The sequence below is a fragment of the Chryseobacterium sp. FR048 genome (assembly GCF_056844665.1).
This window is the reverse complement of the sequence record NZ_JBXDSE010000017.1, coordinates 1-14,766: the sequence shown is the minus strand read 5'-3', so window position 1 is coordinate 14,766 and position 14,766 is coordinate 1. Positions and strand designations below refer to the sequence as shown.

Annotated in this window: 11 protein-coding genes; 7 read left to right on the top strand and 4 right to left on the bottom strand. The window is 37.5% G+C overall.

Annotated elements, in window-relative coordinates; all coding sequences use genetic code 11:
- Positions 1-127 precede the first annotated feature (127 nt).
- From AC106K_RS27440 to AC106K_RS27415, 6 genes are all read left to right on the top strand, one after another.
- Positions 128-886, top strand: coding sequence for a hypothetical protein (locus AC106K_RS27440; RefSeq protein WP_482448791.1), 759 nt, complete (start codon positions 128-130; stop codon positions 884-886).
- Positions 887-1,045: 159 nt separating this feature from the next.
- Complete coding sequence (locus tag AC106K_RS27435) at positions 1,046-1,810, top strand: hypothetical protein (RefSeq protein ID WP_482448790.1); 765 nt, start codon at positions 1,046-1,048, stop codon at positions 1,808-1,810.
- A 165-nt stretch (positions 1,811-1,975) separates the two neighbouring features.
- The gene (locus AC106K_RS27430; RefSeq protein WP_482448789.1) at positions 1,976-2,182 is read left to right on the top strand and encodes a hypothetical protein; all 207 of its coding nucleotides are present in this window, start codon (positions 1,976-1,978) and stop codon (positions 2,180-2,182) included.
- 185 nt (positions 2,183-2,367) lie between these two features.
- On the top strand, positions 2,368-2,814 hold the full coding sequence (locus AC106K_RS27425; protein ID WP_482448788.1) for a KTSC domain-containing protein: 447 nt from the start codon (positions 2,368-2,370) through the stop codon (positions 2,812-2,814).
- A 134-nt stretch (positions 2,815-2,948) separates the two neighbouring features.
- Positions 2,949-3,443, top strand: a complete 495-nt coding sequence (locus AC106K_RS27420) for a hypothetical protein (RefSeq protein WP_482448787.1) — start codon at positions 2,949-2,951, stop codon at positions 3,441-3,443.
- Between the two features lie 173 nt (positions 3,444-3,616).
- Complete coding sequence (locus AC106K_RS27415; RefSeq protein ID WP_482448786.1) at positions 3,617-4,174, top strand: hypothetical protein; 558 nt, start codon at positions 3,617-3,619, stop codon at positions 4,172-4,174.
- A 65-nt stretch (positions 4,175-4,239) separates the two neighbouring features.
- Here AC106K_RS27415 and AC106K_RS27410 read toward each other — a convergent pair whose 3' ends face one another.
- The 4 genes from AC106K_RS27410 to AC106K_RS27395 form a co-directional block, all read right to left on the bottom strand.
- Positions 4,240-7,425 carry an efflux RND transporter permease subunit gene (locus AC106K_RS27410; RefSeq protein WP_482448785.1) on the bottom strand — a complete coding sequence of 1,062 codons (3,186 nt, stop codon included), beginning with the start codon at positions 7,423-7,425 and terminating at the stop codon, positions 4,240-4,242.
- A gap of 7 nt (positions 7,426-7,432) precedes the next feature.
- Positions 7,433-8,494: an efflux RND transporter periplasmic adaptor subunit gene (locus tag AC106K_RS27405; protein ID WP_482448784.1), complete on the bottom strand. Its 1,062-nt coding sequence runs from the start codon at positions 8,492-8,494 to the stop codon at positions 7,433-7,435.
- Positions 8,495-8,503: 9 nt separating this feature from the next.
- A complete protein-coding gene (locus AC106K_RS27400) occupies positions 8,504-9,856 on the bottom strand; it encodes a TolC family protein (RefSeq protein WP_482448783.1) in 1,353 nt (450 codons plus the stop codon).
- A 92-nt stretch (positions 9,857-9,948) separates the two neighbouring features.
- The gene (locus tag AC106K_RS27395) at positions 9,949-10,542 is read right to left on the bottom strand and encodes a TetR/AcrR family transcriptional regulator (RefSeq protein ID WP_482448782.1); all 594 of its coding nucleotides are present in this window, start codon (positions 10,540-10,542) and stop codon (positions 9,949-9,951) included.
- Positions 10,543-10,721: 179 nt separating this feature from the next.
- On the opposite strand from AC106K_RS27395, the gene AC106K_RS27390 reads away from it, so the two are divergent.
- The gene (locus AC106K_RS27390; protein WP_482448780.1) at positions 10,722-14,633 is read left to right on the top strand and encodes a DUF7948 domain-containing protein; all 3,912 of its coding nucleotides are present in this window, start codon (positions 10,722-10,724) and stop codon (positions 14,631-14,633) included.
- Positions 14,634-14,766 lie beyond the last annotated feature (133 nt).

The window sequence follows — 14,766 nt, the reverse complement described above, 5'->3', positions numbered from 1 at the left end:
CAAGTGACACCCCTTATAAATCCCGGAAACCAGTGAGTAAATAATTCTGATTGATGGCAGAAATTAATGCTTTAAGTTTTAAATTTAGCCCCAAATTCAAACTACAAATTTTTCAACGATCAACAACATGAAAAAATTATGTACAATACTCTCTTTGGCTCTGTCTGTGTTGGCCATCGCTCAAAAAGCTTCTGCAAAAAATAATAAACTGGTTCTTTACAGTTTTCAAACTTTTGGATGTGATAATAAAGGGTATTTTGATCCTTCAAAATATAAAAAAGAAGAGATAGATGGCACTTACAGGCTCCTGTATCCTTTAGACTGGTCTCCATTTACTTCTCTTATTGTTTTTAATCCTACAGTATTTGATGAGGTTCACAGCAACAGCGCCAAGCTTTTACAACAAGCCGAAAAAGAATATCTGGCAAGAAAAAAAGAACTTCATGGGCTTCAACTTATCGATCAGCCTATATGGAAAAACAAGCATGAAGAGGCTATTCAGCTTTTGGAAAACGAATATCAGCTTAACAAAGAACTACTTATGGCGTATACTGATCCCCAATCGCTTCAAAACAGCAGGTTCAAAAACAAATGTAAAGAATATATTGATGCCATAACGACTAGGGATAAGCAGAAAATGTATTCGGTATGGAAAAGTTTATTTGAACTCAAAATGGATGAAGGGGTTAATTCTAAAGCAAAGGAAAATTTAAATATCAAATGGAACGATCCGCGAAAAGACGATTATGCCCTTATTGACCTCATGAACGCTTTTAGTAATTGTGCCAATCATAGTTTCAGGCCTAAAGTTGACGAAGAAGGAACTCTATCCAAAACTTTTGACAAGGTGTTTACGAAACTGAAAAGAGATTGTGAGGAACCTTAAACTGATCTAAAACCGCCTGTTTAAAGCAAAAAATAAAAATTCTCATTAAATATGAAAAATAAATGCATAAAATTGGTCTAATTCTTTAATTTCTAAATTTAAAGTCTTAATTTTGCACTGAAATTTTAGAAAATCCGGATTCTTTCTACAACTATGCGCATGGAAAAAATGATGGTCGGGCTCTCCCTGGCTTTATCTATTGGTATTTCGGGACAAAAAGCTCCTACAAAAAACAACAATCTGACACCGTACAGCTATCAGACATTCAATTGTGACAACAAAGGATATTTTGATGCAACCAAATATGAAAAAGAGGAAATAGACGGGGTTAATAAGCTTTTATATAAATTCAACGGGGTTCATTTTGACACTAATCCTATTTTTAAACTTTCCAGCCTTGAAGATGTCCGTAAAAATAAAGAAGCTCACCTTGAAAATCTGGAAAAGCAATACCAGGAAAAAAAAGAGGAACTTTACAGCCTTAAAGTGATTGATCTTCCGATCTGGAAAAAACTGCATGAAAATGCGATCCAGACTTTTGAAAATGAGTATGAGCTCAACAAAGAGGAAATCCTTGCCTTCTCCGATCCTTCTACTCTTAAAAACAGTAAGTTTTATGAAACCTGCCGAGAATCTATTGATGCAATATCTTCTCCTGACCGGGAAAAGATGTTTGCTTCCTGGAAGGCCTATACAGAGCTTAAAAGTAAAAACAATTCTGACCCTCAGGGGGTAATGAACCGCTTCAACGCCAAAATGAATGATCCTCAAAAGGAAGACTACGCCTTGATCGATATGATCGGCCTAAGTTTCCATAACTGCGCCAACAGCAGCTTCAGACAAAAACTGGAGGATGAAGGAGCGGCTTATAAAGATTTTGACCGAATCTTTATGAAACTGAAAAAGAATTGTGATATGCCATAATTCCTGCAAAAGAATAAAAAACGATAATGACAGTACTCAACCCGGGTACTGTTTTTTATTTTTCTTTAATTTTAAGAAGAAAGATGGTTAATGATAAGTTAACGATGGTTTGTTTTTTTGCTGAGGTGATAAATAGATTTATTTTCGCTGAAGTAATACCATTCTATGGATCTTATTTATTTTTTTCTGACTGCATTTATCAATATAATGATCCCCACACCAAAGGAATCGGTTACAACCTCTTTCTCTTTGGAAAACAATTCCCATATCTGCTGTAAGCTGAATAAGCCGGATCATGTAAAAAACAGGTCATTGAAGGCCAACCATTCTATCATCAAAACCTATTCAAAGAAACAAACGGATAGGTTTTAATCAAAATTACGGGGTGAAAAATGACACCCCGTAACCGTTTTTTAATATTTTTCCGACTTATAAATAAGACAGCTATGAAATGTTTTTCTTCAATTCACAAAAATCAAATAAATTAATAATGAATAAGTTATGATTTTTCGGATTTAATTTCTTAATTTTGCACCCCGAAAATAAGGATTAGAGATATGAAAAAAATTGGTGAGCATAGAACACTTCTTGGAGTAGATAAAAACGTGACTTTAAGAGAATTAAAGACCATTTACAGAAATGTGATGAAAGATACACATCCTGATAAATTCATTAATGATGAAGCCGGAAAGCTGGAAGCTGAAGAAAAAAGCAAGTCTGTGATTGAAGCCTATCATTTTTTGGTAAGCATTAATCCTGAAACTCAGGAAAAATACAAAGAAGAATATACAGAGACCATTACAAAGTCTAATATTCAGGATTTCTATCTTGAAAAATCAATTCTAACGGTTCAGCATTTGAACGGAAATATGTATGAGTATATGGGCGTTTCAAGAAATACTTATATCAAAATGATCAATGCAGATTCTCCAAGCCGTTTCGCAAGAAGACATATCTATGGAAACTTTGTCTACAGAAAGTCCGGAGAGGCTATGGCAGACTAATTTTTTCTATACTACAATATATTAAGAGCTTTCAGTTGATTCTGGAAGCTTTTTTTATTGCTAAAGCAAGCCGGAGTTTTTGTATTTTCGACTCGCCGCTCAACACAAATATCTACTTAATAAAAAAACCAACCATGAAACTCTTTTCTCTTTTAGTCTTTGTCTCAGTACCATTATTTGGCCAGACAGATCATGAACTACAAAATCACATCAAACTTAAGGGCTATAGCCATTTAGACAGCATTAACGGATATTCAGGTGAGTATTCCACCAAGCTCATTGAAGGCTCGGGATTCATTACCGGTAAAAAGAACAAGAATATTGGTTCGACAGGCTACAGTATTCAGATCACAAAAGATAAAAATGATCACATGGTCCGGGTTTTAAAATCGGAATCCATCCATAATAAAAAATATGATAAAAATCCGCAAAAAAGTATCATCAGTACGACTACGATTTACTTTGATAAATTGCACCAGCCTGATCTCGCAAAAAACGTCTCAAAAACATTGGTCTCCAATTCATTGGTAACAACCAAAACCAGAATTTTTGATTTAAAAAAGAACAATGAAAGTACTCCGGATTTCAGAGACATCAAAGAAGTATTGGAAGTCGTAAAGAAGTATTAACGGCTTCTTTTTAATTGCCACGGATACACGAATAACTTTATTAATGTATACTTGGTAAAAATAAAAGTGCCTCAGAAATTTTAGGTACTTTAATCTTTCATTTCCATTCTAACTGTGGGTTTCCGTAATGCTTTTAATCAATAAAATAATAGCTTAGCTGAAATTTATTGATTATGTTAAAAAATATATTCTTGGTGTCAGGTCTTGTTTTATGCTCATTAGTATCTGGACAGGAAACGAAAAAAGAAAATGAAAGTATTAAAACAAAAATGGATGTCTTTGCATCCAAGACCGGAAGTATCACAAAATTTATAGACACAAAGCTTCCCTATCTGAAGGCTTCATTTGGATCCGCTGAAACAAGAATCAGAAAAATATCTAATGGAGCAGCCTCAGCTTATTTCTATCAAATTTCCAAAGAAGGAAAATACAGCAATACCACAGCATCTATAGAATACACGGATTTAATTGAAGTTTTAAAAGCTTTAAAAGCTCTTCAGAATGAAGTTAATAATGATATTTTGGCAAACCCGGACTATCTGGAAAATAAGTTTGTTACAGTAGATGGATTTCAGGTTGGATATTATATAGATAAAGGTACCGTACATTGGTATGTGAGACTTGAAAAATATGGTTCTGATGTAACACTATTTATTGATAAATATGAAACGATTGAAACGGCTTTCAGTGAAGCTAAAAATAAAATAGACAGTCTTAAAGGAACAAAATAAATAATGATAAAAAAGCGCCTCAGAAATTCTGAGGCGCTTTCGATTAATTAAAGGTATATGATATTTTATTTGTCTAAATGCTTAGGCGTAAATCCGTCTTCATTCAGTTCTCTGTGTACGTAATCTGCTTTCATTTCAGCTTCGTAGTCTACTTTAGTATCTTTACCCATTCTTCTCAGAAGAGAGTCAAACAGAGAGTATACTACCGGTACAATGATCAAGGTAAGGAATAGAGACGATGTCAAACCACCGATTACTACCCATGCAAGACCTTTGTTCATCTCAGCTCCTGCTCCTGTTGCCAATGCGATCGGTAACATACCGAAGATCATCGCAATAGTCGTCATCAGGATCGGACGAAGACGGGCGTGGTTGGCCTGGATCAATGCGTCGTGAGTGTTTGCTCCTGCTTCTTTTCTAGCATTCGTAAAGTCAACGATCATGATCGCATTCTTCGCAACAAGACCAATCAACATGATCATCCCCAGCATCGTAAAGATGTTCAGTGAGTTGGCAGTTAAGGCCAGGATAACCATTACCCCGATCATTGCCAACGGAATAGAGAACAATACTACGAAAGGATACACAAAACTGTCATATAATGATACCATTACAAGATATACCAATACGATAGCTGCTAATAATGCAATCCCTAAAGTACCGAAACCTTCCTGCTGGTTTTCCATATCACCACTCCAGATGTAGTCTACACCGATAGGTTTTTTATCATTCATGAACTTAGCTGCCCATTCGTTGGCAACGTCCCCTACTGGTCTACCTACCGCTTTCGCTCTTACTTTTACAGAAGGAGATTTATCTCTACGCTCAAGCAAACTTGGTCCTGAACCCATCTTCACCTCAGCAAACTGGCTCAAACGAACCTGCTGGCCCTGAGGGTTTGTAAAGATCAGGTTTTTAACATCATCAATAGATTGTCTGTTGACATCTCCAAAACGGATATTAATGTCATATTCATATTCTCCGGCTCTGAATTTCCCATCTGTGTTTCCGTTGAATGCTGTTTGCATTGTTTGTCCTACACTTGAAAGGTTTAAGCCTAAAGAAGCCATTTTATCTCTGTCGATATTCACCTGAACTTCAGGGTTTCCTGAATCTGTTGATAATTCTGCATCTACTGCTCCAGGAACTTTTTTCAATAGCTCAAGGATTCTTGTTGCTTCTTTTACTGCAGTTGCATTATCCGGAGCTGTTACTACCATTTCGATCGGAGCATTTTCCGCACCCATGATACCAATTGGAGCTGTTTTAAATTCAACTCCTGTGAACTTTTCTTCCAGTTGTCTTTTTATTTTTGCAGCTTTGATGTTGGTACTTTCAGAACGTTCAGATTTGTCCGTCAAGTTTACCTGAACCTCAGATTGGTAAGTTGTTGCCTGAGCCCCACCAAAACCTGTTGACTGCTGTCCTACTGTTGTAATCAAGTCTACAACATCTTTATCATTTCTTAAGAACTTCTCTACTTCTAATGTCAATTGGTTGGTTTTCTCTACAGTAGCGTCTTTTGACAACTCCATCTGTACTAAGAACTGACCACGGTCAATTGGCGGGAAGAATTCACCTCCAATGAAACCGAAAATCACTAAAGAGAATGAACTGATCAGGATAATAAAGGTAATGATCACTGTAGAAACTCTTCTTAAAGTGCTTTTCAGACACCATTCAAGGATACCTGTGATCCAGTGTGTAAATCGGTCAATTAAACCTTCAAACCAAAGGATGAATTTCTCAAACCAGTTTTTACCTGTTAAGTGTTCCAGCTTACCAAATCTTGATGATAACCAAGGAATGATCGTAAATGAAGCCAACAATGATAACAAGGTGGCAATAACTACCGTGACGCAGAACTGAGCCAGGATGTTCGCTACAAGACCGGAACTCATTGCAATCGGTAAGAATACCACCACAATTACCAAGGTAATCGCAGCAACGGTAAACCCGATCTCTGAAGCTCCGTCATAAGCTGCTCTGATCTTACTTTTACCCATCTCCATGTGACGGTAAATGTTTTCCAGTACTACGATCGCGTCATCCACCAGAATCCCTACCACAAGAGAAAGTCCCAGTAAACTCATTAAGTTCAGCGTATATCCCATCAGGTTCATCCCGATGAATGCTGCTACCAATGAAGCCGGGATAGAAACCATTACGATGAATGCGTTTCTGATACTGTGTAGGAACAATAGCATTACAATTGCCACGAGAATAATCGCCAAGAATAAGTCGAAGATAACGTGGTTGGCAGATTCAAGGGTAAATTCTGTGGTATCGTTTACGATTTTTACTTTTACACCCTGAACTTTATAAGCTTCTTCTACCGTTTTAATGGTTTTCTGAACACTTTCAGACACCGCTACCGCATTCGCATCAGACTGTTTTTTCACCTGCATCAGAATGGTAGGAAACTGATTGAATCTTGCTACTTTTTCAACATCCTTCTGAGAGTCGAACACTGTTGCAATATCAGACAAACGTACCTGAGCTCCGTTTTTATTGGAAACCACAAGGTTGTTCATTTCTTCAGTCGACTTGTATTTTCCTGATAATCTAATGGTAGATTTTGTAGTTCTTGTTTTCAAGCTCCCTGTAGGGAAATCAAGGTTTGACGAAAGAATTGCCTGTTGTACATCACCTATTGAAAGTCCGTACCCCTGTAATTTTTTTTCATCCAGATTTACCTGAATTTCTCTTTCCTGTCCACCTACAAGATCAACCTGTGCTACTCCGTTTACACGGGAAAAGATAGGTTCAATCTTTTTATCCAATAAGTCATAAAGGTCTTTACTGTTCAGTTTATCCGATGAAATACTCATGGTAATGATTGGTAAGTCATCTAAGGAGAATTTATTCAGGGACGGTGCTTTCACATCATCCGGAAGGTCTGCCAGAATAGCATTTACTTTTCTCTGCGCATCATTCAAAGCAAAGTCAACATCTGCTCCATCGTTCAGCTGAACCATGATCACGGATAAACTTTCGTATGAAGAAGATTCTACTTTTTTTACGTTTTCCAAAGAACCTACGGCATCCTCAATCTTCCGGGTGACGGAGGTCTCCACCTCTGCCGGTGAAGCTCCCGGGTATACCGTAGAAATGGTCACCATATTGGTTTCAAATTTCGGAATCAATTCGTATCCCATGAGCGTATAACTCAGGATACCTCCCAACGTCAGAATTGTAAATAATACAATTACCAACGAGGGTCTTTTAATCGATATTTCTGCTAACTTCATAAGTCGTCTACTTTATAATGTTCACTTTAGATCCGTTGTCCAGGTTGATCTGTCCGCTGGTTACCACTTGCTCACCTCCATTCAGTCCGCTCAATACCTGTACTTTATCTCCGTAAACTTTTCCGATGGTTACTTTGATCAATTTAGCTGCTCCGTTCTCAACAACGAAAAGCTGTCCTGAGCTTACTCCGTTTACAAACGCTTCTGCAGGAACCGTCAGCATATTCTGCGTTTCTGCGCCATGATTTGTTTTAAAGGTTGCAGTGGCATACATACCTGCTTTCAGGTTTCCTCTGTTCTGAACTTCGATCTCAACAGGGAAATTCAAAGAAGCATCACTTTTCGGAGCGATAAAGGTAATTCTACCTACGAAAGAATCTTCCGGTAAAACATTAACTTTAATCGGAACTTCCTGACCTAACTGGATTTTACCGATCTGGCTTTCGTCTACTAATACAGAAAGTTTTAAGCTGTTGATATTAACGATTTCAAACATCGCTGTTCCCGGAGAAACTACTGTTCCTGGCTCAACCATCTTTTTATTAACAGTACCGCTGATTCCTGCACGGATGCTTGTATCGTTTACTTTTACCCCCTGTGCTTTTACTGCTGCCTGCATGTTTTTCAGCTGTAGTCTTGAATTATCAAGCTGTTGCTTGGTAACTCCACCTGTTTTATATGCGTTTTCGTAACGTTGGTTATCAATAATAGCATTCTGTAGATTATTCTGAGCCTGAGTCACATCAACTTCGATAGCATCTCTTTTGATGGTTGCCAACACCTGCCCTGCTCCTACTCTTGATCCTTCTTTTACCAAAACATTCACAATACGTCCGGAAATTTCTGAAGCCTGATTCATCTCCTGCTTAGGAAGAAAAGTTCCGTTTGCAGAATAATCGGTATCAATATTTTCTCTTGCAACGGTTACTATATTTACGTTGATCTTATCTACCTGCTTGGCAACCTCTTTTACTTCCTGAGTCTGCTTTTCTTTATTTCCTGCAATCTTGTAAGCCGCTAAACCTACCAGTACTGCTGCTACGATGATATATATTAAAGTTTTTTTCATTTTAGTTTATTATAAGTTTTGTAGTGTGTTTAGTTCACCCTTAGCTTTTATCAGCTTGATCTCTGCCTGTTTGTAATCCAGCAATGCATTAGAATAGTTCTGTTTTGCCTGTGTTAAAGCATTTTCAGAATCCAGAACTTCCGTAAGTGTTGCTAATCCATACTGATAGTTAGATTGGGTATTTTTCTGCACTCTTTCTGCCAATCCTACATTATCTTTCATACTTTCGATATTGATCAATGCATTTTCCATATTGGTGACTGCATTTTTATAATCAAGATCTAAGCTCAGCTGAGTCTTCTGAATATCCTGATCTATATCCTGAATATCAATTTCTGCCTGATTGATCTTCGCTTTTGTAGCACCTCCTGTGAAAATAGGAATATTTACATTCAAGCCAATTGCTGAATAATCACTCCAAAGCACCCCGTTACTAAGACCATTTGTCAAAGGGAATTTTGCTCCGTTGGCTCCCCATCCGTAGTTTGCAGTAAGATTTACTGATGGATAAAGATAAGCTTCGGTTGCTTTTTTATTGAAAACCAAAAGTTCCCTGTTTTTATTTAAAACTTTAATCTCTGTACGATTATTAAGATTTACGCTGCTCGCAATCAGCTCCGGCTTTGGTTCAATCGCTTTTTCTTCAAGTTCAATATCTGTTGAGATAGGAACTCCCATATAAAATTTAAGCGCATTTTTTGAAAGTTCAACAGAGTTGATTAAAGTCTGCTTATTAGAACCAATATTGGTAAGCTGAACATTTGTTCTGTCTAAATCGATTGATTTTGCCAAACCATTATCAACCAAGCTCTTAATGACATTCCTTACTTTTTCAGTGTTGGCATAGCTGGCAGTAACCGTTTTAAGATTTTCCTCCTGTACGAATACCTGATAATAAGCTGTTGCTACATTTTCAATAATCTGTTCATTGGTTAATTCAGCATTCAGTACATAAAACTCTCTTGTTGATTTTGCAGCCTTAAGTCCTGTAAATACTCTTTGATCAAAAATCGCCTGCTGAAGTTGCACAGAAGCTGTTGAACCCCAAGGCTGTCCAAACTGAGCTCTGATTTTCTCTCCTCCAAATTCCAGCAAAGATTCCTGAATAATTGGATTGTATGTAAGTCCGGCTGTAGCAGTGATCTGCGGAAGGGCCCCGGCTCTGGCCTCATCAATCTTATATTCGGCTTTTTTTACCTGTAAGGCGGCTTTTTTAGCCTCTGCCTTATTCTGAAGTGCCTGTTTTATTGCTTCCTGCAGAGAAACCTGCTGCTGGGCAGACACGGATGAAAAACCGAAAATCATAAATGCTGCAGCTATCCCGATTTTTAGCTTTTTAGCAGTTATACGTTTTCTTTTCATAATTTTATACTTCGTTTATTTTTTTATTTAAATTTCAGCCGTTATTTCATTTCTAAGTGACGAATCATAGTAAGAAATACTTTAGATTTTTTTTAGTTTTTAAATAACATCCCGATAATAATCTCTTTTCGCTCTGAAATAATCTTATCATAATCCTGATCACTGATCATCAGATTTTCCATGAACAGGGGTCTGATTGCGCTTGGGAATACCAATAATGAAACCATATTCAGTATAAACTGTACCGGTGCCATTTTTTCAATATTTCCCAACTCCATTTCTTTTTCAATATCTCGATACATCTGGTGCAGGATATCTTCCTCAATTTCTCTCTGGTGGCAAGTTCCTTTGTTGATCTGTGAAACGATGTACGTTTCCAGGTAAGGATACTGAAGACTGGTAGAAAGACTGCTTTCTATGAACTGACCGATCTTCTCTTTGAAGGGCAGATCAGAATTCTGAATGATCTTCGATTTTTCCTGTTCTACTCTTTGCGCTTCATCAAAGATGATCTGGATGAGCTTGTCTCTTGAACGGAAATAATAATTAATAAGGGTTCGGTTCACTCCAGCTTCATCTGCAATCTCCTGCGTAGCAGCATCAAATTTTCCTTTCACAAAGAACAAATTTTTCGCTGTCTCCTTGATCAATTCCTGTGTTTGGTCTTTTTTTGCTTGATTTGACATTTTTGTTAAACAAATTTGTGCAAATGTATAGCAAAAAATATTTTTGACAAAATTGTTAAACAAAAAAATTAAACAGAAGTATTATGACATGCATCATGTTTTTGGATTCAAGTTTGTGATTACTTAATGTTTAACAAGAACGCTATTTTTATATCTTTGCCGCAAAAATTAATAACCTGATGAAAAAAATCTTATTCCTGTTCTTGATTTTGAGTGGGACCCTTCTATTTTCACAAAAAAAAGATTCAAAAGACAATTCATATTATTTTTACGAAAACAAAGGCCAGATTATTGACCAGGACGGAAAAGAAAATAAAGAGGTAAAGTATCTCTTTCATTCTAATGGGCTGAATGTACAACTGCGTTCTAATGGGTTTTCTTATGACATTTACGAAACAAAAAAAACGCCCAATCCCAGCTTTTCAAAGAAAACAGAAAATACGCTTCCAAGACCAATCGAATATGATACAAATGAGTATATTTATGAAAAACTGATCCACAGAGTTGATATTGAACTGATCAATTCAAATAAAAATGTTTCTATTTCTTCAGAAGGAAAGTCTCCTGATTATGACAACTATTACAATCTGCCTGAGAACCCCAAAGGAGTCACTAATGTTCACCGCTACCAAAAAATACGCTACAAGAACGTATTCCCTCATATAGACCTGGTATTCTTTAAACCTAATGATACATTAAAGCCAATCGAATATAATTTCATCGTCAATCCGGGTGGAAAAATCTCAGATATTAAAATGAAGTTCAATGGTGCTCCCACTCTGATCAAGGACGGAAAACTGACCATGAATGTACGTTTTGGCGAAATCTATGAAAATATTCCTAACAGCTGGATCGCAGGAACCACAAAGAAAAACATTGATGTATCTTTTAAAGATCTTGGAAATCAGACGTTCGGCTTTAACGCTCCTTTAAATACTTCTGATAAAACGATAGTGATTGATCCTGTTCCTACAAGAATATGGGGAAGCTACGCAGGAGGATATGGAGAAGAATATGGAAGAATCAAAACAGATATTCAAAGTACCGGTTATCTGCATGGGTCAACAAGCAGCTCCAACAATTTTGCAACCAGCGGAACCTATCAGCAAATTGTAATGGGCGACTTTGATGCCTTTCTAATGAAAATAACTAAAACAGGGCAGAGACTCTGGGGTACTTATTATGGGCTGTCTCAAAGAGATTCGTTTGAAGCCATAGATTTTGATGAAAATTTTAACATCTACGCAGGAGCGGAAATAAACAGACCTACAAGCCAGATGGATGTTTGTCTGGTTAAGTTTAATTTAAATGGAGCCTTAGTTTATCAGAAAGATTTTATAGGTAGCCAGATAGACGAAATGTATACAGTCTCTTACAACAGTGGGCAGGTATTTTTTGGTGGATATACCATGAGTTCTAATTTTCCTGTTATAAATGCGCCATACCTTACAAAGCTTAGCCCTGCTGGATATACTGACGGATATATAACAGCATTAGATGCTTTATCAGGAAATACGGTATGGTCTTCATTTTTTGGAGCATCAGATCACTCAACAGCTATTAATACAATATTTTCTTCTACCAATGACCTGGAGGTGATTGGAGCAACACAATCGCATAACATCCCCATGATCAATCCTTTTCAGGCTGCCAATGCAGGACAATCTGATGGGTTATATCTAAAATTTTCTAAAACGGGAACTCTGCTGCGGTCAAGTTATTTTGGTGAATCGTTGTGGGAAAATGTCTGGGATGCAAGAATTATTAATAATACCCTGATACTTTCAGGGGAATATATATTACCAGGTTCTTCCGGGATTATAAGAAAACCGGGAGTGTGGAGAGTGAATTTAGCAACTAATGCTATTACAAAAACTTATTATAATTTTTATTCAGGACTCCAACTATCTGCGTATTGCGATGCTTCAGGAAATATTTTTTTTACAGGGCTTCATGACAATGGGATGCCGGATATATCTACCCCCGGAGCATATATGGGGATGCCCGCAATGTATATTTCCACATTCTTGATCAAGTACAATCAAAATGATGTAAAAGAATGGGGAACCTATTACACAGGAAATGGAGCGACACAACTGGGTCTGGTAACAAAAGATGAAGACGGTGCCATTTATTTAACAGGAATGTCAAGCGGAAATACATCTGGTATTGCAACCCCAGGAACTTTTCAGCAATCACGTAGTGGCGGGAATGATATTTTCATCGCCAAATTTCAAGACTGTACCTCTACCGGAGTAGTATCTTCCAACTCCCCAGTTTGCACCAATTCAACTCTTCAGCTTAATGCTACAGGAGGAACAACATACAGCTGGACAGGGCCCAACGGTTTCACTTCCAGTCAGCAAAATCCTAGTATTGCTAATGCAACAGCAGCTGATTCCGGCATCTATACCTGCCAGGTTTCCGGATCGGGAGCTTGTGACGGAAGCTTTACTGTAAACGTTGTTGTAGGTGATAATATCGCTCCGGTTCCGAACATTACCAGCCTGACTGACATTACGGGTGACTGCCATACAGCAATTACGAATATCCCAACTGCAGCAGATAACTGTGCAGGAACAATTACTGCAACTACAACGGATCCGTTATCCTATTCAATTCCCGGAAACTATATTATCCACTGGACTTACAATGATGGAAACGGAAATACTGCTACTCAAAACCAAAATGTCATTATAACATCACCGGCTCTTCCAACCGCTGTAAATGCTCAGCAGACTTTCTGTGCTACCAGCAATCCTAAGATCGCTGACATCCAGATTACCGGACAGAATATAAAGTGGTATGATGCGGCAGGAAATGTTTTACCGCCAACAAGTCCACTGGCAAGCGGACAGACTTATTATGCTTCCCAAACGATCAACGGTTGTGAAAGTAATAAAACAGCCATTCAGATTACAGTAAACGATACTCCTAAGCCAACAGCAAACGTTAATCAGGACTTCTGTGCTTCTTCAAATCCTCTGTTAGAAAAGCTGATCATAACAGGAAGTTCATTAATCTTCTATAATGCTGCAGGTACTGTATTACCCCCAACAACCCCTCTTGTCAACGGACAAACTTATTATGTGACTCAGACGATCAACAATTGTGAATCTGAAAAACTAGCTATAACGGTAACGCTTTCTTCCAATACTATTCCTGCAAAAAATGTTTCACAGATACTGTGTAATGATACTTCCGGCAATACAATGGCCATCAATCTTCATTCTTATGAAGCCAGTATCATCAATACTCCGGGAAATTATATTTTTACCTATACTGATGCCGCAGGAAATGCCATTACCAATCCTTCAGCGTATATTGTAAATTTGGGAACCACAGTAATTAGTGTCAAAGTAGCAACCACTGACGGATGCTTTACCATCGTGAGACTGACCCTGACCATCAATCCGAAACCTTTTGTAAAACTTCCTGAAAAACTGGATTTCTGTGAAGGAAAATCTGTTACGCTGGATGCTGGTGCAGGCTTCAAGTCCTACTTATGGAATACTGGCGCCACTACACAAACCATTACGGTATCTGTTCCCGGAACTTATTCTGTGAAAGTAACCAACAACTTTGGATGCGAGAGTACGAGTTCTTCACAGGTCAGCTATTCGGTATTAGCTCATATTGTATCTGTAAATATTACCAACAATACAGCAACCGTTATTCTTTCTGAATCCGGAAATTATGAGTATTCTCTGAATAACTCCACATGGCAGGATTCCAACATCTTTACCAATTTAAATATAGGAGAATATACTGTGTATGTAAGAACAAAATCCGGCTGTTTTATCGGGAAGAAGAATTTCTCTATTTTCAATATTCCTAATGCCATCAGCCCTAATGGTGACGGAATAAATGATACCTGGAAAGTGGCCGGTCTGGAAAACTATCCGGGATCTGAAGTGGCATTATTCGATAGACAGGGTGCTATGGTGTATAAAGAGATCACCAAAAAGAAGCCTTTCCAATGGGATGGGAAATATGATTCTCAGCCTTTATCTACCGGAAACTATTGGTATACGATAAAGATTTCGGACGGAAGAATCTATAGCGGATGGCTTCTGATCAAGAACAGATAGTAACAAAAAAAGAGGTTGTCTCAAAAGGACAGCCTTTTTTATGGGCGTATTTTTTTGTAACTCATATTTTTCAATGAATTTATTTTTCGGGGGTCATATTTTTGAGTTTTTATGGTAGAATAAAGCAAAGGGA